24 protein-coding genes are annotated in these 21,355 nt (G+C 59.1%); 10 read left to right on the forward strand and 14 right to left on the reverse strand.

All coding sequences use genetic code 11. The features are described 5' to 3' along the window. Positions 1 to 71: 71 nt before the first annotated feature. Complete coding sequence (locus tag L8H52_RS14415; protein WP_242207552.1) at positions 72 to 590, reverse strand: cupin domain-containing protein; 519 nt, start codon at positions 588 to 590, stop codon at positions 72 to 74. A 208-nt stretch (positions 591 to 798) separates the two neighbouring features. Then, positions 799 to 1,617, reverse strand: coding sequence for a shikimate 5-dehydrogenase (locus L8H52_RS14420; protein WP_242207551.1), 819 nt, complete (start codon positions 1,615 to 1,617; stop codon positions 799 to 801). A 256-nt stretch (positions 1,618 to 1,873) separates the two neighbouring features. Between L8H52_RS14420 and L8H52_RS14425 the strand changes: the two genes are divergently transcribed. The 3 genes from L8H52_RS14425 to L8H52_RS14435 all read left to right on the forward strand — a co-directional run bounded on the left by L8H52_RS14425 (position 1,874) and on the right by L8H52_RS14435 (position 2,940). After that, entirely contained in the window at positions 1,874 to 2,230 is a 357-nt protein-coding gene (locus L8H52_RS14425; RefSeq protein WP_141128115.1) for a hypothetical protein, read from the forward strand. 230 nt (positions 2,231 to 2,460) lie between these two features. Beyond that, positions 2,461 to 2,655 (forward strand): hypothetical protein, encoded by a 195-nt coding sequence (locus L8H52_RS14430; RefSeq protein WP_016984641.1) that lies wholly within the window; start codon positions 2,461 to 2,463, stop codon positions 2,653 to 2,655. Between the two features lie 102 nt (positions 2,656 to 2,757). Further along, a complete protein-coding gene (locus L8H52_RS14435; RefSeq protein ID WP_242207550.1) occupies positions 2,758 to 2,940 on the forward strand; it encodes a hypothetical protein in 183 nt (60 codons plus the stop codon). Here the strand turns inward: L8H52_RS14435 and L8H52_RS14440 are convergent. Together L8H52_RS14440 and L8H52_RS14445 are read right to left on the reverse strand one after the other, a co-directional pair. Continuing rightward, on the reverse strand, positions 2,937 to 3,998 hold the full coding sequence (locus L8H52_RS14440; RefSeq protein ID WP_242207549.1) for an AI-2E family transporter: 1,062 nt from the start codon (positions 3,996 to 3,998) through the stop codon (positions 2,937 to 2,939). The genes L8H52_RS14435 and L8H52_RS14440 overlap by 4 nt on opposite strands. A 111-nt stretch (positions 3,999 to 4,109) precedes the next feature. After that, complete coding sequence (locus L8H52_RS14445) at positions 4,110 to 4,796, reverse strand: isochorismatase family protein (RefSeq protein WP_242207548.1); 687 nt, start codon at positions 4,794 to 4,796, stop codon at positions 4,110 to 4,112. A gap of 191 nt (positions 4,797 to 4,987) precedes the next feature. On the opposite strand from L8H52_RS14445, the gene yegQ reads away from it, so the two are divergent. Next, complete coding sequence (gene yegQ / locus L8H52_RS14450) at positions 4,988 to 6,319, forward strand: tRNA 5-hydroxyuridine modification protein YegQ (protein WP_242207547.1); 1,332 nt, start codon at positions 4,988 to 4,990, stop codon at positions 6,317 to 6,319. Between the two features lie 236 nt (positions 6,320 to 6,555). Here the strand turns inward: yegQ and L8H52_RS14455 are convergent, their stop codons facing one another. Then, positions 6,556 to 7,422 (reverse strand): LysR family transcriptional regulator, encoded by an 867-nt coding sequence (locus L8H52_RS14455; protein WP_242207546.1) that lies wholly within the window; start codon positions 7,420 to 7,422, stop codon positions 6,556 to 6,558. Positions 7,423 to 7,523: 101 nt separating this feature from the next. Here L8H52_RS14455 and L8H52_RS14460 point away from each other — a divergent pair, with 101 nt between their 5' ends. Continuing rightward, positions 7,524 to 8,420 carry a DMT family transporter gene (locus L8H52_RS14460; protein ID WP_242207545.1) on the forward strand — a complete coding sequence of 299 codons (897 nt, stop codon included), beginning with the start codon at positions 7,524 to 7,526 and terminating at the stop codon, positions 8,418 to 8,420. 127 nt (positions 8,421 to 8,547) lie between these two features. On the opposite strand, the gene L8H52_RS14465 is transcribed toward L8H52_RS14460, so the two are convergent. Further along, positions 8,548 to 8,781 (reverse strand): hypothetical protein, encoded by a 234-nt coding sequence (locus tag L8H52_RS14465; RefSeq protein WP_242207544.1) that lies wholly within the window; start codon positions 8,779 to 8,781, stop codon positions 8,548 to 8,550. 92 nt (positions 8,782 to 8,873) lie between these two features. Beyond that, positions 8,874 to 9,587 carry a FadR/GntR family transcriptional regulator gene (locus L8H52_RS14470; protein WP_242207543.1) on the reverse strand — a complete coding sequence of 238 codons (714 nt, stop codon included), beginning with the start codon at positions 9,585 to 9,587 and terminating at the stop codon, positions 8,874 to 8,876. A 344-nt stretch (positions 9,588 to 9,931) separates the two neighbouring features. On the opposite strand from L8H52_RS14470, the gene L8H52_RS14475 reads away from it, so the two are divergent. Beyond that, positions 9,932 to 11,278, forward strand: a complete 1,347-nt coding sequence (locus tag L8H52_RS14475; protein WP_242207542.1) for an MFS transporter — start codon at positions 9,932 to 9,934, stop codon at positions 11,276 to 11,278. 39 nt (positions 11,279 to 11,317) lie between these two features. After that, positions 11,318 to 12,661, forward strand: a complete 1,344-nt coding sequence (gene gudD / locus L8H52_RS14480; protein ID WP_242207541.1) for a glucarate dehydratase — start codon at positions 11,318 to 11,320, stop codon at positions 12,659 to 12,661. 128 nt (positions 12,662 to 12,789) lie between these two features. Here the strand turns inward: gudD and L8H52_RS14485 are convergent, their stop codons facing one another. Next, a complete protein-coding gene (locus L8H52_RS14485) occupies positions 12,790 to 13,662 on the reverse strand; it encodes a LysR family transcriptional regulator (protein WP_242207540.1) in 873 nt (290 codons plus the stop codon). A 160-nt stretch (positions 13,663 to 13,822) separates the two neighbouring features. On the opposite strand from L8H52_RS14485, the gene ampC reads away from it, so the two are divergent. Continuing rightward, positions 13,823 to 14,989, forward strand: coding sequence for a class C beta-lactamase (ampC, locus tag L8H52_RS14490; RefSeq protein ID WP_242207539.1), 1,167 nt, complete (start codon positions 13,823 to 13,825; stop codon positions 14,987 to 14,989). 88 nt (positions 14,990 to 15,077) lie between these two features. Here the strand turns inward: ampC and L8H52_RS14495 are convergent, their stop codons facing one another. Further along, positions 15,078 to 15,344: a hypothetical protein gene (locus L8H52_RS14495; RefSeq protein WP_242207538.1), complete on the reverse strand. Its 267-nt coding sequence runs from the start codon at positions 15,342 to 15,344 to the stop codon at positions 15,078 to 15,080. Between the two features lie 16 nt (positions 15,345 to 15,360). Then, positions 15,361 to 15,687, reverse strand: coding sequence for a DUF6124 family protein (locus L8H52_RS14500; RefSeq protein ID WP_242207537.1), 327 nt, complete (start codon positions 15,685 to 15,687; stop codon positions 15,361 to 15,363). A 385-nt stretch (positions 15,688 to 16,072) separates the two neighbouring features. Here L8H52_RS14500 and L8H52_RS14505 point away from each other — a divergent pair, with 385 nt between their 5' ends. After that, a complete protein-coding gene (locus L8H52_RS14505) occupies positions 16,073 to 17,293 on the forward strand; it encodes an AAA family ATPase (protein WP_242207536.1) in 1,221 nt (406 codons plus the stop codon). Positions 17,294 to 17,404: 111 nt separating this feature from the next. Here L8H52_RS14505 and L8H52_RS14510 read toward each other — a convergent pair whose 3' ends face one another. After that, complete coding sequence (locus L8H52_RS14510; protein WP_242207535.1) at positions 17,405 to 17,971, reverse strand: DUF4174 domain-containing protein; 567 nt, start codon at positions 17,969 to 17,971, stop codon at positions 17,405 to 17,407. Between the two features lie 208 nt (positions 17,972 to 18,179). Here L8H52_RS14510 and L8H52_RS14515 point away from each other — a divergent pair, with 208 nt between their 5' ends. After that, positions 18,180 to 18,644: a GNAT family N-acetyltransferase gene (locus L8H52_RS14515; protein ID WP_242207534.1), complete on the forward strand. Its 465-nt coding sequence runs from the start codon at positions 18,180 to 18,182 to the stop codon at positions 18,642 to 18,644. A gap of 37 nt (positions 18,645 to 18,681) precedes the next feature. Here the strand turns inward: L8H52_RS14515 and L8H52_RS14520 are convergent, their stop codons facing one another. From L8H52_RS14520 to L8H52_RS14530, 3 genes are all read right to left on the reverse strand, one after another. Further along, positions 18,682 to 19,008: a hypothetical protein gene (locus tag L8H52_RS14520; protein WP_242207533.1), complete on the reverse strand. Its 327-nt coding sequence runs from the start codon at positions 19,006 to 19,008 to the stop codon at positions 18,682 to 18,684. A 7-nt stretch (positions 19,009 to 19,015) separates the two neighbouring features. Then, the gene (locus L8H52_RS14525; protein WP_242207532.1) at positions 19,016 to 19,801 is read right to left on the reverse strand and encodes a sulfite exporter TauE/SafE family protein; all 786 of its coding nucleotides are present in this window, start codon (positions 19,799 to 19,801) and stop codon (positions 19,016 to 19,018) included. Between the two features lie 232 nt (positions 19,802 to 20,033). Next, a complete protein-coding gene (locus L8H52_RS14530; RefSeq protein WP_242207531.1) occupies positions 20,034 to 21,248 on the reverse strand; it encodes an MFS transporter in 1,215 nt (404 codons plus the stop codon). Positions 21,249 to 21,355 lie beyond the last annotated feature (107 nt).

A 21,355-nucleotide genomic window follows, 5' to 3' on the forward strand; every position in this document is an offset into this window, starting at 1 on the left:
TAACTGACACGGCCTATTCGCGACCAAGCTCGCTCCCACAGGGGTTATTCATCAGGTTTCAGATCCTGGGGTTATTCACCATCCCAGTAATCCACACCATCCGCCTGCCGTGCCACAGCCACAAAACCTGAGGTATTGCCCTCAGCATCCACCTGAAAATTATCCATCACCGCATATTTGTTCGAATCTGGGTATTCGCAAATGTCCGGCTGTTGCTGGGTACTCACCGCCAGATAACGCAATTCGGCCTGACTGGTGTTGATGATCTGATGCGCCTGCTCCGGCCCACCCGGGGGGCAGGCAATCACATCGCCTTCGCGGATCGGAAAACGCTCGGCGCCAAGACGCACCTCGCCCTCCCCGGCCACCACGTAAAACATTTCTTCGTTGACCCGATGACTGTGAAACGGACTGCCGCGCATGCCCGGCGGCAACGCGTACAGGCGATAACCGAGTTTCTGCGAACCGAGTTGCTGACCGATACGGGCCATGCGCTGCTGATAGCGCCCGGCGGTTTCGCCTTCCGGGGCCAGGGCTTCGGGCAGGGGTTCGAGTTCGACCTGATGCAGGTTGAGAATGGGTGGGTACATGGGGAGCCTCGGTCACGGTTTTTATGGTAGGCAAGTCTGTGCTTGCTGGGGAGGCAGTATAGGCAATCGAAAAAACCGAGTCGCGGCCTTCGCGAGCAGGCTCGCTCCCACAGGGGATATACAGCGAACACACAATCTGTGCATGACAAAAATTCAACTGTGGGAGCGAGCCTGCTCGCGAAGAGGCCCGCCCGGCCACCACAACCCATCAGCTCCGGGCAAACGCCACCGCCGCCGCAAATTGCTCTTCATTCGGCCGAACGCCGGTGTACAGCACAAACTGCTCCAGCGCCTGGATCGCGATGACTTCCAGCCCGGTAATCACCTTTTTACCTTCGGCCCGAGCGCACACGATCAACGGCGTTTCCGACGGAATCGCCACCACATCAAAAACCGTCTCGGCCGCTGCAATGACCTCAGGCGCGAACGCCAGCTGCCCGGCCTCCGGCCCGCCATCCATGCCCACCGGCGTCACGTTGATCAGCATCTGCGGACACTCATCGCCCAGTTCCGCCTGCCAGCGATAACCCAGCGAATCCGCCAATGCACGCCCGGCGCGCTCGTTGCGGGCGACAATCAAACCGTTTTTGTAACCGCCATCACGCAAGGCACTGGCCACCGCTTTGGCCATGCCGCCGCTGCCACGCAGGGCGAACGTGGAATCCTTGGGCACCGCGTGGGTCTTCAGCAATTGTTCGATGGCAATGTAATCGGTGTTGTAAGCCTTGAGATGGCCGTCGCTATTGACGATGGTGTTGATCGACTGGATCGCCGCTGCCGACGCATCCAGCTCATCGACCAGCGCAATGCAGGCTTCCTTGAACGGCATCGACACGCCGCAACCACGGATGCCCAAGGCGCGAATGCCGCCGACTGCGCCGGTCAGGTCCTGGCTGCTGAACGCCTTGTAATAGAAATTCAGGCCCAACTGCTCATACAAATGGTTATGAAAACGCAGACCGAAATTCCCCGGCCGCCCTGACAGGGACATGCACAGCTGGGTGTCTTTGTTTGGGTTCATCTGCATGAAACTTCTCCTTCAAACGCACTTTCGGATAGACGGGATTAGCCAGCCCATCGGGTTCTGAACGATCATAGAGGCCTGTTTTAAAGGTGTTCTGTGGCCCTTGCCTGGCCCGGTAAAGAAGCCGGTACAGACCTTACACAAAATTTACCCAGCGGCTGTGCTGATTTTCAGAATTTCGCTGTCTTAGAAGTATCCCCGCGACAACTGTGGGCCTGGTGCAGGCCCTGCCGCCGGGTCGAAGAACCGAGGACTTATCATGATTCGTAAACTCCCTATCGTGGCCCTGCTGATTGGTGCATTTGCTGTCGCAGGGCAAGCAGAAGCCCATGGCGGCAACTACTGGCAAGGCCCAGCGGTGTTTGGCGCGATCGTCGGCTCGGCCATCATCGGCTCGGCACTGATCAATCAGGATCGCCCGGTTTATGTGCAGCAGGCGCCGGTGTACGCCGCCCCGCCGCCGGTTTATGTGCAACAGCCACCGCCACCGGTCTACTACCAACCGGCGCCGGTGTATGTACAGCAACCGGTCTACGTGCAACCGGCCCCGGTCTACTACGGTCCGCCTCGTGGTTATTACGGTCGGCCGCACTACTACGGCGGTCCACGCTGGTAATCGAAACACAGAGCCCCGCTTTTATAGCGGGGCTTTTTTATGACCGTTGGTCGGCCAGCGTCTGAAAAAATCTCGCCAAGGTCGCTGTGAGGACAGTTTCACCGGCTAAAGTCGGCATGATTGAGTGACCGCTATGTACATTTCCACAAAACGGTCACTTTTTTGTCATGACGGAGCTGCAATCTGAATCCGTCCGTAAACAACAGGTTGATAACAACAAGGACGACTGTATGCCAACACAAAACCCGCACCGCATCGTCGGCTTGTGCACCTCCAGCAAGGTGTACAGCGCGCTGACCGAGCTCAAGCACCTGGAAGGCCACCGCTGCGCGAAATTTCTCTCGCTGCTCGCGGAGAACCTGGTGCACAAAGGTTTGCTCAACGAGCGCGAAGTCATGCACATGCTCGATCAAGTGGTCGACTGAGCCAGCCCTCAACGGCGTCAATGACCACTATCGAAAGCGTTGATTGTCCGTAGAAGCGGCGAATCCCTAAGGTAGCTCCATTGATAGATGGAGGTACTTGTCATGGCTCAGGTTCAAATCATGTCCGTTATCGGCAGCGCCGTTCCTGCCTCGCTCAGAGCCTCAGGCTTGCTCGCCTGCTGGTATCTGATGCGCGACGGCGAGGCCATCAGCGGCCCGCTCACCTCGTTACCCGCCGCGCAAGCGTTGTCGCAGAAGCTCATCAGCCAGCCGTTCAACGCTTAAGGCAACTGCACCTTGGGCTTGGTTTCGGCGAACAGTGCCCAGCTCGACATGAACAGCGCCGCGATCAACGGCCCGATCACAAATCCGTTGAGACCGAACACCGCCAGTCCGCCAAGGGTCGAGATCAGAATCATGTAATCGGGCATTTTGGTGTCCTTGCCGACCAGAATCGGGCGCAACACGTTATCCACCAGCCCGATCACGAATACCCCGAACAACCCCAGTACCACGCCCTGCCAGATCATCCCGCTGAGCAGGAAATAGATTGCCACTGGCGCCCAGACAATCCCCGCGCCCACCGCCGGCAGCAACGACAGAAACGCCATCAACACCGCCCAGAGCAACGCGCTGGGAATGTCGAGAAACCAGAAAATCGCCCCGCCCAGTGCGCCCTGAGTCACCGCGACCACCAGATTGCCTTTGACCGTTGCGCGCACCACCCGGTTGAACTTCAACTGCAAGCGGCGCTTGTGATTCTCCTCCAGCGGTACGGCGGTGCGCACCTTGCGCGCCAGTTCGGCGCCGTCGCGCAGAAAGAAAAACAGCAAGTACAGCATGATGAAAAAACTTACCACGAATTCGAACGTGCCCTGGCCGAAACTGAAGGCCTGACTGGCCAGCACCTGGCTGCCCTGCATCGCCGATTTGACGATTTTCTCGCGCAGGCCATTGAGTTCGCCCATGCCGAACCGGTCGAGCAAGTGCTGAAAGAACGGCGGCAGGCTGTGCTTGAATTGCGCCAGATACGCGGCGATGTCCAGCTCGCCGCTTTCGATATTCTTGTAAACCGTGGTCCCTTCCTGCACCAGCAACACACTGAGAATGATCACCGGCAGAATCGCGATCACCAGGCAGATCGACAAGGTACACAGCGACGTCAGGTTGCGCTGCCAGCCGAATTTCGCCTGCAGCCGGCGTTGCATCGGCGCAAACACAATGCCGAGAATTACTGCCCAGAACACCGCGCCGTAGAACGGCAAGAGGATCCAGATAAACGCCACCGTTACCAGCAACAGCAGCACGGTGAGGGATTTGAATTGAAGGCTTTTTTCGTTCATGTCCGGTCCATGTCAGTCAGGCGTCATGCACGCCCCGATGCTTAGTCAACCGGGGCCTGCACGAGTGCCATCTTTATTCATGGAGCATAGTTGCGGATCAGCGCGAGCCGGTCAGCGAACCGGTAACTTGACGATTTCATCCGTGGTCAGCACATCGCCGAAGGTGTCCTCGACTTCCGCCAGTGCGGCGTTATGCAAGGCGTCCTTGTCGATTGACGCACCGTTGGCACGGGTGATCGCACGGGTGGCCGAAGCATCCGAAGCGACGATGACGTTGTAGCCCAACGGCGCCGCATCACGCGCAGCCCCGGCGACACAGGCGTGGGTCATCAGGCCGGCAACAATCACCGTCTCGATGCCGGACTGCTTCAGCCGCTGGTTCAGGTCGGTGCTGGCAAACACGCTGACCGTGGTCTTTTGCAGCACCACATCCTTGGCGCGTGGCTGCATGTGCGGATGAAACTTCACCGTTTCACCATCAATGGCGAACACCGGCGAACCGGCCGGGGCCACGTGCTGAACGTGGTACACCGGGATCTTGTGGCGGTCGGCGAAGTTGATCAGCTCACGGGTGTTGGCCAGTGCGGCGGCGCCGTCCGGGATCGGCATCTTGCCGGTGAAATACTCGTTCTGAAAATCGATCACCAGCAAGGCGGATTTGCCAGCGGGCAACTGGCTGACCGGCGTGACGCCTGACATTGCTCGGAGGGTCGGGTGGTTGTCCGCCAGCGCAGCGGTGCTGGCCAACACCCCGGAAAATGCACAAGCGCTGAGAAAACGACGAGTAAGACGCTGCATGGAGATTGCCTCTGTTCAGTTGATTGATGAACAGAGCTTAAGCAGGTGCCGGTGTGTCGAACACAGTGAAACCGGCACATGATCTGTGCTGTTTCTGCACAGGTTCAGCGCTCGACACAAACATAGATCCAGATCAACAAACCTCGCCCTGATCCGCATTACCCTGCCGCGCTTTTGCGACCGACACCGCCATGACCCCGACCCTCGCCGCCCCCGAACTGCTCGCCCCCGCCGGCACCCTGAAAAACATGCGTTACGCCTTCGCTTACGGCGCCGATGCGGTCTACGCCGGCCAGCCGCGCTACAGCCTGCGGGTGCGCAACAACGAGTTCGATCACGCCAACCTGGCGCTGGGGATTCGTGAAGCCCAGGCGCAGGGCAAGCGCTTCTACGTAGTGGTCAACATCGCGCCGCACAACGCCAAGCTGAAGACCTTCCTCAAGGATCTGGCGCCGGTGATCGAGATGGCGCCGGATGCGCTGATCATGTCCGACCCAGGGCTGATCATGCTGGTGCGCCGGCATTTCCCGCAGATGCCGATTCACCTGTCGGTGCAGGCCAACACAGTGAACTGGGCGAGTGTCGAATTCTGGCAGCAACAGGGTTTGAGCCGGATCATCCTGTCGCGGGAATTGTCGCTGGAGGAAATCGGCGAAATCCGCGAACAGGTGCCCGGCATGGAGCTGGAAGTGTTCGTCCACGGCGCGCTGTGCATGGCCTACTCCGGGCGCTGCCTGCTGTCGGGTTACATGAACAAGCGCGATGCCAATCAGGGCAGCTGCACCAACGCCTGTCGCTGGAAATACTCGGCGCAAGAGGCCACGGAAAACCAGCTCGGCGAAATCGTCCAGACCTGTCAGCCCGAGCCGACTCTTGGCCTCGGCGCGCCCACCGATCAGGTGTTCCTGTTACAGGAAGCCAACCGTCCCGACGAATTGATGCCTGCCTTCGAGGACGAGCACGGCACCTACATCATGAACGCCAAGGACCTGCGCGCGGTGCAGCATGTCGAGCGTCTGACGCGTATGGGCGTGCACTCCCTGAAAATCGAAGGCCGGACCAAATCGCACTTCTATTGCGCGCGTACCACCCAGGTGTATCGTCGAGCGATTGATGATGCGGTGGCTGGACGTGAATTTGATCGCAGCCTGATGACGGATCTGGAGTCACTGGCCCAGCGCGGCTACACCGAAGGTTTTCTGCGCCGGCATGTGCATGACGAATACCAGAATTATCAGCACGGCAGTTCGGTGTCGGAGCGCCAGCAGTTCGTGGGTGAGCTGACTGGTGAGCAGCGTGAGGGGCTGGCCGAGGTCAAGGTGAAGAACCGTTTTGGTCTGGGTGATCATCTGGAGTTGATGACGCCCACCGGGAATTTTCATTTTGATCTGCATGAGTTGCAGAGCGTCAAGGGTGAGGCGATTGTGGTGGCGCCGGGGGATGGGCACACGGTTTATGTGCCGATTCCGGAGGGGGTGGGTTTGCGGTTTGGGTTGTTGATGCGGGATATCGGTGTTGCCTGAAAAAGCCCCTCACCCTAGCCCTCTCCCAGAGGGAGAGGGGACTGATTGGGGGATATTGGAGAGGTTCACCGACCTGAAAATTCGTCGGTGAATCCACAATCGACTTTTCTGATCAAGAAAATCAGATTTGGCTGAATCCATAATCGACTCGGTTGTTCAGGTCGATGCATAACGCATGACACCTCGGTCGGCCCCCTCTCCCTCCGGGAGAGGGCTGGGGTGAGGGCTGGCGTTTCCTACACACTAAACTCCTCCCGCAACATCGCCACAAACGCCTCCCGCGCCGGGTGCACCCCGGCGTTTTCATGCCAGTAAAACAAGTTGTCAACGGCGGTCAATTCAGGAAACTCATACCCCACACACCCAGCCCCTTTCGCATACTGCTCAAACACGCCCTTGGGCACCAGTGCCACCCCCGCCCCGGCACTCACACACCCGACAATCGCGCCATAACTGGCCAGACTGACAATCGGCAACGCCTGGCCCTGACGCAACAACCAATGCTCCAGCGCCGCGCGATACGGACAACCTTGCGGCCACATGAACACGGTCTTGTCCTGCAGATCATTAATGTCGCGCACCGGTCCAAACGAGGTCGACGCGATCAGCAGCAATTCTTCGCGATACATCGGCGTGCGCTTGAGCTGCGAACGTTCGACATCCACCGCAACAATCGCCCCGTCGAGGCGATGGCTGACGGTGTCGTCGAGCAATTGCCCCCAAGTGCCGGTGGTGAGTTCCAGCGCCACCTGCGGATAACGCTGGTGAAACTTCGCCAGCAAGCGCGGCAAGCGCCCGGTCGCCGAGGATTCGATCGCGCCGATGCGCAACGGCCCGGACGGCTCGGCCGAAGGATCCACCGCGCGTTTGGCCTCGACGGTCAGCGCCAGAATTTTTTCCGCATAGACCAAAAACGTCTGCCCCGCCGGGCTGATGCGCAACCCGCGACCCTCACGCAGAAACAGTGCAACGCCCAACTCGGCCTCAAGTGCCTTGATCCGCGCGGTGATGTTCGACGGCACGCAGAACAGCTTTTCCGCCGCCCGAGCGATGCTGCCGACCTCGGCCACAGTCTTGAACATACGGATTTGTGCCAGCTCCATACCCATCACTCTGAGTGAACATTCAGCGCAGTATAAGTCAGTTGTGGCGAATGATTGGGCGCCGGGATACTCGGCGCATCAACACCACCGAGCGCCCGATCATGCCGCACCCTTCCCCGTTGAAAATCTTCTTGGCGATGGCATTTGTCGTCGGTTGCTGGGCCTATTCGTCGACCGGCATCCACATCGGCCTGCAATCCTACGAGCCCGGGCATCTGGCGTTGCTGCGGTTTCTGTTGGCCTCGCTGTTCATGGCGTTGATCGCTGCGTTCAAGGACATTCGCCTGCCACATCTGCGCGATGTGCCGCTGTTGTTCGCTTTGGGATTCTTCGCCGTGAGCCTGCATCACGTCGCGCTGAACATCGGCCAGCAAAGCGTCAGTGCCGGCGCCTCCAGCGTACTGGCGCAATCGAGTCCGCTGTTCAGCACGCTGCTGGCGCGGTTTGTGTTCAAGGATCAGGTCAGCGCCTGGCGTTGGGGTTGTGTGTTGCTCGGTTTTGTTGGCGTGGTGATCGTGGTCAGCGGCGACAAAGGCTTGGGCGACATTGATGCGCATGCCCTGCTGATCCTGTTGGCAGCGATGTCGTGGAGCATCTACTTCGCACTGCAAAAGCATCATGCGCGGCGATACGACGGCTTCAGTCTGGCCTGTTATGCGGTGTGGTCGGGGACGTTGATGCTGCTGATCTATCTGCCAGGGCTGGGGGACAGCGTGATGAAAGCGCCGCTGCGGGTGCAATGGGCGGTGTTGGCGCTGGGGGTATTTCCCAGTGCGCTGGCCTATCTGGCGTGGGGATTTGTGCTCAAGCATGTGGACCTGAGCCGGGCGACGATGGCGTTGTATCTGATTCCACCGACGGCGATGGGAATTTCTTCGGTCGGGCTGGCGGAGCGGCCGACGCTGATGGTGCTGGTGGGGTCGGTGGTGGTGTTGATCAGTGTGTTGGCGTTGAATCTGGAGCGGCGGGTTGGCGATGTTCGGGCTGCCGGGGTTTAACCTGAAACCTGTTTGAAGCGAAAGCCGTCTTCGCGAGCAGGCTCGCTCCCACAGGAGAACGCATTCCAAAATGTGGGAGCGAGCCTGCTCGCGAAAGGGCCGGTAAATCCAGCACAACAACCAGGATTCAGCGCCGATCATCCGACAACGGCGTCGGCTCATCTGCCGGTGGCACATCTTCATCGTCCGCCGCCGGATCCTTCCAGTCTTCGGGCCGATCGGCATCGCTCAGCGGGTCGCGCCCAGGGGGCATTCCCATCGGTGCATCGTGATCGGCCAAGGTCGGTTCATCGGTACCGGGCAGCGGCCGGGTTGGATCGGTGGGCAGCACACCACCCTGAAACAGCAAATCGTTAGCCATGACGCACCTCACTCAGGAGGTCCGGAATACCCGGGCCGTACACCTTGGAATCAGCCCTGTATACCGCGTGCTATCGAACAGACCAACGGCGTTCAACCCTGCGCGGAAAAGCGGTCGCGGCTGTTGGTCAGGTGCAGCCACATCGCTGCCCGCGCGGCATCGGCATCCTGACGCTTGATCGCATTCAGGATCGCCTCATGTTCCAGATGGGCCAGTTGCCCGAGCTTGCTCAGATCCGCCGCGCCACGCTCGGCGGCGTTGAGCCGGTTGCGCGGAATCATCGCACTGCCCAGCTGCTGCATGATTTCACTGAAGCAGACGTTACCGGTCGCCTCGGCGATCAGCAGGTGAAAACGCCGATCGGCCTCGACGCAACTGTCGTTGTTGTCCAGTAACCGCTGATAGTCATCCAGCGCCTGACGCATTTGCAGCAATTGCTGCTCGCTGCGCCGTTGCGCCGCCAGTGCCGCTGCCTGGGTTTCCAGGCCGAGGCGCAGTTCGAGAATGCTGCGCACGCCCAGCGCGGTGTCGACATTCAGGCGCAAGCCCTGCTCCGGCGCGCGCTCGATGACGAACGTGCCGATGCCGTGACGCGTTTCCACCAATCCGGAGGCCTGCAATTTTGAAATTGCCTCGCGCACTACAGTGCGACTGACCCCGTGTTCCTGAACGATGGAATTCTCCGAGGGCAGCTTGTCGCCGGGTGTCAGCTGGCCGAGCAGGATGCTCTGGGTGAGTTTGTCCACCAGATCATGGGCGAGGTTGTGCGCACGTTTGCGGGCGGGAGCGTCGAGGTCTTCTTGCATGGTCGGTTCCGGTGATCGGGGCTTGTCGATCGTAGCATTGCGAGACTGGCCGACGGCATTGATTTTAGCGCCACACTTGTATGACAACATTCAAACATGAGCAAAACGGCCTTTGAGCTTTCTGGCGACCAAACCTGTAGATCCGTAGAAAAAGATCGTGAACACTCCGCCACAAGCCTAGTAAATACTGAACAAAAACAAGAAAAGCATAAAAAACCGATCTTTCAGAAAAAATTAATCACCGCTCCCCACTTGTAGGACAAAAAATCTCAGTTGTATGATGTCTAGCAACAACGCAGCACCGGCCCTACCCCGCATAAAAATAATCAGTGGGAGAAAAACAAGTGAAAACCTCCGTCTCCGCGATGAACGAGGGTGTCGATTCGACACTCGCCTCGGCCATCTCGAAAGTGAAACGCCACGTCCTGCCGCTTTTCGTGATCATGTTCATCGTCAATTACATTGACCGGGTGAACATCGGTTTCGTCCGCACCCACATGGAACACGACCTTGGTATTGGTGCCGCCGCTTACGGCTTCGGCGCCGGGCTGTTCTTCATCGGCTACGCGCTGTTCGAAGTGCCCTCCAACATGCTTCTGCAGAAAGTCGGCGCACGCATCTGGCTGACCCGCATCATGCTCACCTGGGGCCTGGTCGCCGCCGGTATGGCGTTCATCCAGAACGAAACCCACTTCTATGTGTTGCGCTTTTTGCTCGGCGTGGCCGAGGCCGGTTTCTTTCCCGGGGTGATCTACTACTTCACCCGCTGGCTGCCCGGCGCCGAACGCGGTAAGGCGATTGCGATCTTCCTCAGCGGCTCGGCCGTGGCTTCGTTGATCTCCGGCCCGCTGTCAGGCCTGCTCCTGCAAATCAACGGGCTGGGCATGCACGGCTGGCAGTGGATGTACTTCATTGAAGGGATGTTCTCTGTGTGCCTGTGCGTGTTTGTCTGGTTCTGGCTCGACGCCAAGCCACACGACGCGAAATGGCTGACCCGCGCCGAACAGGACGCACTGGTCAACACTATCGACGCCGAGCAAAAGGCTCGCGAAGCCGCGACGCCCATCCGGCCATCGATGGGCAAACTGCTCAAGGATCGCCAGATCATCCTGTTCTGCCTGATCTACTTCTTCATTCAGTTGACCATCTACGCGGCGACCTTCTGGCTGCCGAGCATCATCAAGAAAATGGGCGAGATGAGCGACTTCCAGGTCGGCCTGTTCAACTCGATTCCATGGTTGCTGTCGATCATCGGCATGTACGCCTTCGCCTCGTTCTCGGCCAAGTGGAAACACCAGCAGGCGTGGGTCGCCACCGCACTGTTGATCGCTGCTGCGGGGATGTTCATGTCCACCACCGGCGGGCCGATCTTCGCTTTCGTTGCGATCTGTTTTGCCGCGCTGGGTTTCAAATCCGCTTCGTCACTGTTCTGGCCGATCCCACAGGCCTATCTGGATGCCCGCATCGCTGCGGCGGTGATCGCACTGATCAACTCGGTGGGCAACCTCGGCGGCTTCGTCGCGCCGACTACGTTCGGCCTGCTCGAAGAACACACCGGCTCGATTCAGGGCGGCCTCTATGGTTTGGCCGCGACCTCGATCATCGCCGCGATCATTGTCTTCTTCGCGCGCACCACACCGAAACCTGCTGCCGACATCGCCGTGGTCGAGACCGCGCCGAAACACGCCTGACGTCCATTTTTAAAGATTGCGTATTAAAAGGATAAGAACATGACCGCACACGACACCGCCAAAGCCCCGATCATCACCGACATGCAAGTCATCCCGGTGGCCGGTCACGACGGCATGCTGCTCAATCTGAGCGGCGCCCACGGGCCGTTTTTCACTCGTAACATCGTCATTCTCAAGGACAACGCCGGCCATACCGGCGTCGGTGAAGTGCCCGGTGGCGAGCGCATTCGCCAGACGCTGGAAGACGCGCGCAGCCTGGTAATCGGCAGCCCGATCGGCACCTATCAGAAGATCCTCAATCAAGTGCGCCAGACCTTCGCCGACCGCGATGCCGGTGGCCGTGGCCTGCAGACATTCGATCTGCGCATCACCATTCACGCGGTCACCGGTCTTGAAGCGGCGCTGCTCGATCTGCTCGGTCAGCATCTCGATGTACCGGTGGCGGCGCTGCTTGGCGAAGGTCAGCAACGCGACGAAGTGAAGATGCTCGGTTATCTGTTTTACGTCGGTGATCAGCGCGAAACCGACCTCGCCTACCGCAGCGAACCGGACGCCGACAACGACTGGTTCCGCGTGCGTCACGAGAAGGCCATGACCGCCGAAGCCGTGGTCCGCCTCGCCGAAGCGGCCCACGCGAAATACGGTTTCAAGGACTTCAAACTCAAGGGCGGCGTGCTCAGTGGCGATGCCGAAATCGAAGCGGTCACAGCGCTGGCCGAACGCTTTCCTGATGCGCGCATCACCCTCGATCCGAACGGCGCGTGGTCACTGAAAGAAGCCATCCGCCTGTGCCGCGATCAGCATCAGGTGCTCGCCTATGCTGAAGACCCGTGCGGCGCGGAAAACGGTTATTCCGGTCGCGAAGTGATGGCTGAGTTCCGTCGTGCCACGGGGTTGAAAACCGCCACCAACATGATCGCCACTGACTGGCGTGAAATGGGTCATGCGATCCAGTTGCAATCAGTGGACATTCCACTGGCCGACCCGCACTTCTGGACGATGCAGGGTTCGGTACGCGTGGCGCAGATGTGCCATGAGTGGGGCCTGACCTGGGGTTCGCATTCCAACAACCACTTCGATATCTCGCTGGCGATGTTCACCCATGTCGCCGCTGCCGCGCCGGGCGATATCACCGCGATCGACACCCACTGGATCTGGCAGGACGGCCAACGGTTGACCAAGGCGCCGTTGCAAATTGTCGATGGTCTGGTGCAAGTGCCGAAGAAGCCGGGGCTGGGCGTGGAGCTGGATATGGATCAGGTGGCCAAGGCGCATGAACTGTACAAAGGCATGGGCCTCGGCGCGCGGGATGACAGCGTGGCGATGCAGTTTCTGATTCCGGGGTGGAAGTTCGATAACAAGCGGCCGTGTCTGGTGCGCTGAACCTGATCTCAAATCCACCACGGTCCCTGTAGGAGTGAGCCTGCTCGCGATAGCGGTGTGTCAGTTGATATCAATTTTGACTGACACACCGCTATCGCGAGCAGGCTCACTCCTACAAGGGTTTTGCATTAATCAGAGATTTGCAGCAGCCAGTTTTTGAACGCCATCATCGCCGCTGTTTCAGGACGCGACTGCAACCGCGTCAACCAGTAACTCCCCGTCGTGATCTCAATCGCAAACGGCTGGCAAATCGTATCCGCCGCCAGTTGCCTGGCGAACATCAGCGGTGGCGCCAACGCCACCCCACTGCCCTGCAACGCCGCTTCCATCATCGCCAGCGATGAATCAAAAACGATGCTCTGCGGCGGCGCAGCCTGGGTCGCCAACCCGGCGGCCTGAAACCACTCCGGCCATTCGTCGGTGCGATAGGAACGCAGCAATGTTTGTTGCAGCAGATCGCCCGGCGTCTGCAATTGCCGGGCGATTTCCGGCACGCACAACACCGACAGCGGCGCCTCAAGCAACCGCGTCGCCTCGATGCCATGCCACGCACCAGCACCGAAGCGGATCGCGTAATCCAGCCCTTCTGCTGCCACATCCACGCGGTTGTTGTTGGTCGACAGGCGCAAATCTATGAGCGGATGTTTCGCCCGGAAGTCCGCCAGCCGCGGCAGTAGCCAACCCACAGCGAACGTGCCGACCGCGCCAACGGTCAACATTTCGCGGTACTGTCCACCGGCGAGGCGTTCGAGTATCTGCGCGATGTGATCGAACGACGTGCTCAGCACCGGCAGCAAGGTTTCGCCCTCGCTGGTCAGCATCAGCCCACGGGGCAGGCGTTTGAACAGGGTGACGTTGAGTTGCGCCTCGAGGCTTTTGACCTGATGGCTGACCGCCGCTTGCGTGACGCACAGTTCCACGGCGGCGCGGGTGAAGCTCAAATGCCGCGCCGATACCTCGAAGGCGCGCAGTGCGTTGAGCGGCAATTGCGGTCGAATCATGCCCAGTCCCAAATTTTTCTAATGGCTCGTGCGAGTTTTCGTCGTTTGTCGATTGGCGTCGCGCTGACTAGATTGGCGGCGTTGATCAGTTGCCCAACGAAGAAATCGCCCGCAGTGTAGCGGGATAACGTCATCAACACTCATGGAGAGTGGTTCACTCATGCCATCCATTCATTCAAACAACGTCATTTCCTGCGCCGCTTTCGGCCTGCTTTTCGGCGCCTCGGCCTGCATGGCCGCCACGCCCACCGACGCGCAGTTGCAAGCGCTGGTCAACGACGCAGTGACGCCGGTAATGCAACAACAGAACATTCCCGGGCTGACCGTGGCGCTGACCGTTAACGGCAAGGCGCATTACTTTAACTACGGGGTTGCAGCAAAAGACACCGGGCAGAAAGTCAGCGAAAACACCCTGTTCGAAATCGGCTCGGTGAGCAAAACCTTCACCGCCACCCTCGCCGGTTATGCCCAGGCCACGGGCAAACTCGACGTGTCGACCAAGGCCAGCCAGCTCTGGCCTGAACTGAAAGGCAGCGCGTTCGACAACATCAGTGTGTTGCAACTGGGCACCTACAGCGCCGGCGGTTTGCCGCTGCAATTCCCGGACAACGCGGACTCGTCTGACAAGATGCTCGGCTATTTCCAGCAGTGGAAACCGGTATATCCCGCCGGCAGCCATCGCCAGTATTCAAATCCAAGCCTTGGATTGTTCGGTTATCTGGCGGCGAAGAGCCTCGGCCAGCCGTTTGATCAGGCGATGAAGCAAACCCTGCTGCCGAAACTCGGTTTGCAGCACACCTACCTCAGCGTGCCTGCCGCGCAAATGGCCCTGTATGCGCAGGGCTATGACAAGAATGGCAAACCGGTGCGCGTCACACCCGGCGCCCTGGATTCGCAGGCCTACGGCGTGAAAACCAGTGCCGTGGACATGCTGCGTTACGTGCAGGCCAACCTGAAACCTGAAACCCTGGAAGCCTCCCTGCAAAAAACCATCGCCAACACCCACACCGGCTACTACACCGTCGGCGATATGACTCAAGGTTTGGGTTGGGAGATGTACCGTTACCCGATTAGCCTCGAAAGCTTGCTGGCGGGCAACTCGACGGAAATGGCCATGGAAGCGCACAAAGTGCAGTGGCTGAATCCGCCGCAACCGCAGCCGCATGACGTGCTGATCAACAAGACTGGCTCTACCGGTGGTTTCGGGACTTACGTGGCGTTTGTGCCGAGCAAGGACATTGGCATTGTGATCATGGCCAACAAGAACTTCCCGATTCCTGAGCGGGTGAAAATCGCCCATACAATTCTCAGCGCTGTCGCTGAATAAAGATCAAAAGATCGCAGCCTGTGGCAGCTCCTTGACCGAGTGAAAACCCGATCCTGTAGGAGTTGCCGCAGGCTGCGATCTTTTGTCTTTAAAGCTGCGCCTGCAACTTCCAGCCGATGATATCCATCAAGTCGCAACTGTCCCGCAACGGGATCGCCATCACCCGTGCGAAATCCTGCAGCAGCAAGGCGTCGTGGCCCTTGCCGTCACCGAGCGCCAGTGTCTCCATCAGTTGCGTCACACAGCGCAAACGGTAAGCCGCCGTGCCATGCAGCACATCCACCGGTGCTTCGCGGTCGATCAACAGAGCGGGAATCTTGCAGTCGATCCCGGTCAGCGGAATGTATCGCGTCATGTTTGAACCTCCCTGTTCAATGCTGCGTCGCCGCCGGTGGATCGAGATTGTCCAGCGCTCGGTTGACCAGCAACTCGCCGAGTACGGCCAACTGTTGAATCGACAGGGCGAGGCTACGCGGTGAACCTTGAAGTTCTGCGGCCAGATCGGTGGTCAGGGCATTCAGTGAAGCGAGGGTTTCGCAAGCGTGGCAGAGCAGCGTGGGCGTATCGATATCGGGGAGGATGGTGAAGAGGTGGCTGATGGGATCGGGGTGATGCGGGTTGCGTAAGCGGGGGTTGTTGGCGTCGAAGGACCCTGAATCCATGGGGGATTCGGGGGGACTTGGAGTGTGTTTTTTCATTAGTAAATCCTCGGGACATTCAAAGAAAAAACTGCCGAACTCACTTCCACGAGAGGGTGGCAGCTTTGCGCAGGGGTGGAAGTCCGGGGAAACCCGAGGAACCCGGTGCACTCGAGAGTGCTCCTGCGCATCGCTGCCATAAGCAAACAATGTTGGCATAAAAACCACCAACATGTGTTTACAGGCGCAACGCGCTCTCGGGAATCACCGGACTTCCACATCCGACCACTGTGTTTTGCAGCGGCCAAAGAAGACTATCCCTCCTCCCCCAACCCCACCAGTTCACCACCGCCGCCGCGACTTGCAGGAAAAATCCGCGCGACCTGAAGGAGCTTTGTGTAAGACATTTCGGCCGGCACATGCTGCAACGACTTTGTATTAGCGAATGAATTTGTTGTATCTACACTGCATCGAGTCAATCTTTGGACGAGGATGGCGTCGGGCAAAAAACAGTCATTCGAAGGGTGCAGTGATGGAAATCAAAAGTTTGAAGCTTGCGGATGTCGGACACTTTGGCGACATGGATATTCAGTTTGCCCCTACCCCGACACACCGTTCGAACATCACGGTGCTGGTGGGAAACAACGGCAGCGGAAAAACCACCATTCTGAAATCCCTGAATATTTGTCTGAGCTGGCTGATCGCAACAATTCGCTCCAATAAAGGCAATGGCAAATACCTTGTCGATGAAGATATTCGCAACGGCGCCCCAGGAGCCGTCCTTTCGATTGGCATCACCGACGTTTCACACCCGCGCGCAGCTGAGAGTGATGCGGGTTCCGAAAACGAATTATTCGTATGGGGCGCTGCCCGAAGTCGCCAGGAAGGTGCAGTCTCGGGCCGTGGATATTTAAACGAAGTCAGACTGCTTGCAGACCACTACCGCACTCAACTCACCGCCGACGATAGCGCCTCACTCCCGCTGATCGCTTATTACCCGGCCGAACGTTGCGTTGTTGAAGTCCCGCTGAAAATCAGCGGCAAACAAGCCTTCGATCAACTCGACGGCTACGACACCAGTTTTCACGGGGGTGTCGATTTTGGCAGTTTTTTCGAATGGTTCCGCGAACGCGAAGACAGCGAAAACGAAGACGGGATTTCCAATACCGCACTGGCCGAAATCGCGGAAAAATTCGGTACTGACAGCGACGCCTGGAAAACGCTGGCCAATGTGAAAGCCTCCACTCGCGATCGCCAATTGACTGCCGTTCGCTCGGCCCTCACCGCGTTCATGCCGGACTTCTCCAACCTGCGCGTGCAACGCAAACCACATCTGCATATGGCCGTCGACAAACATGGCGCGACATTCAATGTCACTCAGCTCTCGCTTGGCGAAAAGTCGATGATTGCGTGGGTGGGTGACATGGCCAGGCGTCTGGCGATGATGAACCCGTCGATGGACAACCCGCTGCACGGCGATGGCATTGTTCTGATCGACGAGGTGGAATTGCGCATGGATCCGCAATGGCAGCTCGGTCTGACTACGCAATTAAGCGCGACCTTTCCCAATTGCCAGTTCGTGTTGACCACGCGTTCTCCACTGGTCATAGGTGATACCAAAGGTGTGCTGGTTTACCTGCTTGATGAGGACGATAGCCGTGGGTAGACAGGTTGCTGTGAGGGCGTCGGTGTCCGCAAATATGCAGGAGTGAGCCTGCTCGCTATCGCGAGCAGGCTCACTCCTGCAGGGGACGCGTTTTATTCAGTGACTGTTTGATCAATCATCCGGCATTTCCGGCGGCTTGGCCGGTTTCGCTGGTTTGCTCGGCTTGGCGCCCTTCGTACCTTTCGCGGCCGGTTCGGTCGCTGCCGGTGTCGTTGCTACGGACGGCGGCGCGATGTCCTTCTCGGTGGCGGGCAATGCATCGACGGTGTCGAAGATCTTCTTCAGATCCACCGCTTTCGCTTCATCCCCCGACGCCGAAAGCTTGGTCTCGCCGTCCTTGCCCACCAGGAACACTTTCGGATAGGCCCCGGCACCGAGCTTCAGCGAGCGCAGCAGCGCCATGGTGTCTTGCTGGCCTAGGTCCTTGCCGTCGAGCTGGCCGGCCATGTTGAGGATGGTGTAGACCTTGATGTTGCGGTCGGTGACGCCCTTTTTGTTGGCGGGATCCTCCAACGACTTTTTCAAAGCCACCCACACGGCGTCGACGGTGCTTTGTGCGATCACGATCAGCGGTCGGGCGCGGCCCATATCTCCGGCGATGGGCGAATCGTTGTCAGCGGCGAACAAGGGGCCGGCAATCGCCAGCAAGAGTGTCAGGGTCAGTGACCTGATGAGCATGCGCATCTCCTTTTGATATCCACGCTCTAATGATTGCGCATCGTGGCGATTGTTCCGGGACAACCCGGCAAATATCTTCCGCCTAGTCAGAAGCTTAGGACAGGCGCGACATTGCGCAACATATCCGAGGTGATCGCAACGCGGATTTGATTACCTTTTATGACCGCATTAGGGTGGTGGTTCTGCCCATGAAATGGAGTTCACCCGCATGCACATCGATTACCTGTGCGATCACCCCGAATTGATTGAAGAACTGGCCACACTCAACTTCAAGGAGTGGGGCGAGTTTCGTCCCGGGCAAACCGTTGAGCACCGCATCGAGCATATGCGTGAATCTTGTGGCAAAGGTGCGGTGCCCAGCGTGGTGGTGGCGCTTGAAGGTTCACGTTTGCTGGGCGGCGCGCTGCTGATCGAGAACGATCTGAAGCTGCGCCCGAACCTGACGCCATGGCTGGCTGGCGTTTATGTGAAGGCTGAGGAACGCGGTCGCGGGATAGCTTCGCAACTGGTCAATCGAGTGGTTGCAGAAGCGGCGGCGTTGGGTGTGCGGGAGTTGTATCTGTACACCGACACGTCGCAGTCGCTGTATGCGCGACTGGGTTGGGAAGTGGTGGAAGAGCTGGTCTACGACGATTTGCCGGTGACGGTGATGAAATACGCCATTGAGCGCTAACCCCGTGGTGAGGCGGTCCACCGCAAGCTGTGCCGCCTCACTCCAGCACTGAATCGAGTGCCGAGAGCAACTGCGAGGGGTCGACGGGTTGTCCACCGAGCTTGAGTTCACCGCTGTCGAGTTCAACACTCAACCTCAGCGACGCCCGATCGCCCGGGTACTTGCGCAGCAGAAGCTCAATGCCATTGGCCGTCTCGTCGGCGGTACCGAGCAAATCCCACAGACTCTCGCTCAGATCCAGCAGCACTTTTTGCTGCTGCAGATCGACCACACGCGGCGCGTACAGCCAATGGCTCATGCGCATCTCACGCGGTTCGACGGTGATGGCGAGACGGCCTGCGCAATGGACAGTGGTTTCACTCATGGCCGGATCAGAACGCCAGTTTGTAACCGATCAACACCAGCATCGTCGCCAGGCACGGGCGCAGCACTTCATCGGAGATGCGTCCGGTCAGGTGGCTGCCGAGCCAGATGCCTGGCAGCGAGCCGACCAGCAAAAAGCCCAGCACCCCCCAATCCATATTGCCCATGCTCGCGTGGCCGAGGCCTGCGACCAGCGTTAGCGGAACGGCGTGGGCGATTTCGGTGCCAACCAGGCGACGGGTCGGCAGCAGCGGATAAAGGATGAACAGCGCGACAGTGCCGAGGGCGCCAGCGCCGATCGAGGTCAGGGCGACCATGGTGCCAAGAACCAGACCAGTGATCACGGTCATCACGTTCAGCCGCGAACCACTCGGGTTGTAGTTGCCACCCGCGCGTTTGTGGGCGAAGTCGAGCAAGCGTTTCTTGAAGAAGATCGCCAGCGCCGTGGCGAACAGCACAAAGCCCAGCGCCTGTTTGATGATGGCGTTCATCGCGTCCGGCGCGGTATGCAAAGTGCTGAGAAACCACAGGGTCATGGCCACCGCCGGCACACTGCCGAGGGTCAGCCAGCCGGTGATCGCCCAGTCGATGTTCTTGTTTTTGCGATGAACGAGGACGCCGCTGGATTTGGTAATGGCGGCATACAGCAGGTCAGTGCCCACTGCCGTTGCCGGGTTGATGCCGAACCACAAGAGGATAGGCGTCATCAACGAACCGCCGCCGACACCGGTCATGCCGACAATAAAACCCACCACCAGCCCGGCAATCACCAGGCCGAAATTTGCCAATTCCATTAAACCGTCCAGAAAAACGACAGGAAAAATCTGGCCCGCAGCATAGCGATTTTTCTTATAACCACATATATCGATGCGGTCTATCGTTATGCCATATCGAACTCACCACGATTACCCCCTGTGGGAGCGAGCCTGCTCGCGAATGCGGTGGGTCATCCGACACATTTATCGACTGACACAACGTCTTCGCGAGCAGGCTCGCTCCCACAGGGTGAAGCGGTGGTTTCCAGAGTTAGTGCATCCTTCGGCCCGGTTTGAAGCTGTGGGTCTTGTTGATCCACACTGTGGCCAACGCGATCAGCGACAGAATCAGCAGCGCCCACGGAAACGACATCGCCCCTGCCCGATCCAGCAGCAAGCCGCCGAACAAGCCGCCACCGGCGATTGCCACGTTCCACGAGGTGGTAAGCATCGCCTGCACCACGTCAACGTGATCGCCAGCAGAGTCGGCCGCGGAGGTGAGCAACAACGTTGCCGAACCGCCAAACGACAAGCCCCACACCGCCATGCACGCGTAAATGACCAGCGGTGACGGTGCCGCCAGCGCCAAGACCAGTGCCGTCAGCGCAAACACCGCAAGGCTGATCAAGGTCAACCAGCGCAACCAGCGATCCACCAGCATGCCGATGATCCAGATCCCCACCAGCGAACACAGGCCAAACACCAGCAGCACCAGATCGACCCGATCAGCCAATCCGGCCTGCATCAGAAACGGTGCAATGTAGGTGTAGAGAATGTTGTGCCCGAGCATCCACGTCAGTACCACAAACAGCACCGGCCGCACGCCGGGCAAACGCATCGACTCAAGCAACGGCAGACGCTCATCACTGGCCTGCCCCGGACGATCCGGCACCGCAATGACAATCCATGCTGCCAACACCAGGGCCAGCGCCGACATGATCCCGAACGAGGCACGCCAACCGATCAGATTGCCCAGCCACGTCCCCGCCGGCGTGCCCAACGACAGCGCCACCGGCGTGCCGAGCATGGCAATCGCCAGCGCTCGCCCCTGTTGATGCACCGGCACGATGCCGCGTGCATAACCGGCCATGATCCCCCACGACAACCCCGCCGCCATCCCGGCAAGAAAACGCGAAGCCAGGGTCAGACCGTAATGGCTGGAGAACGTGGTGACGGTGTTGAACACCAGAAACCCGCCAACCGTCATCAACAACACCCGCCGCCGGGGCCAGCCGCGCGTGGCGACGGTCAGCGGGATCGCCGCGACAATTGAACCCAGCGCGTACAGCGTCACCAGTTGCCCGGCGAGCACTTCGCTGACGTTGAGCCCGGCGCCGATTTGCGGAAGTAGCCCGGCCGGCAGGGTTTCGGTGAGGATGGCGATGAAACCGGTCATGGCGAATGCCAGCAACGCGGCATAGGGCAGTTTGTCCGCACGGGCGGTGCGGTCGACGCGAGTGAAATCGGCGCTTGCGGGGTCGGTCATGACAGGTGCAGCTCCTTTTTGATCAATAGTGGCGACGGATTGTATACAAAAATCACCTGCACTATTGATTCAATGTGGGAGCGAGCCTGCTCGCGAATGCGGTCTTT

Source organism: Pseudomonas sp. CROZ-RG-20F-R04-15 (genome assembly GCF_022662375.1).
In the GTDB taxonomy this organism is placed as follows: Bacteria; Pseudomonadota; Gammaproteobacteria; order Pseudomonadales; family Pseudomonadaceae; genus Aquipseudomonas.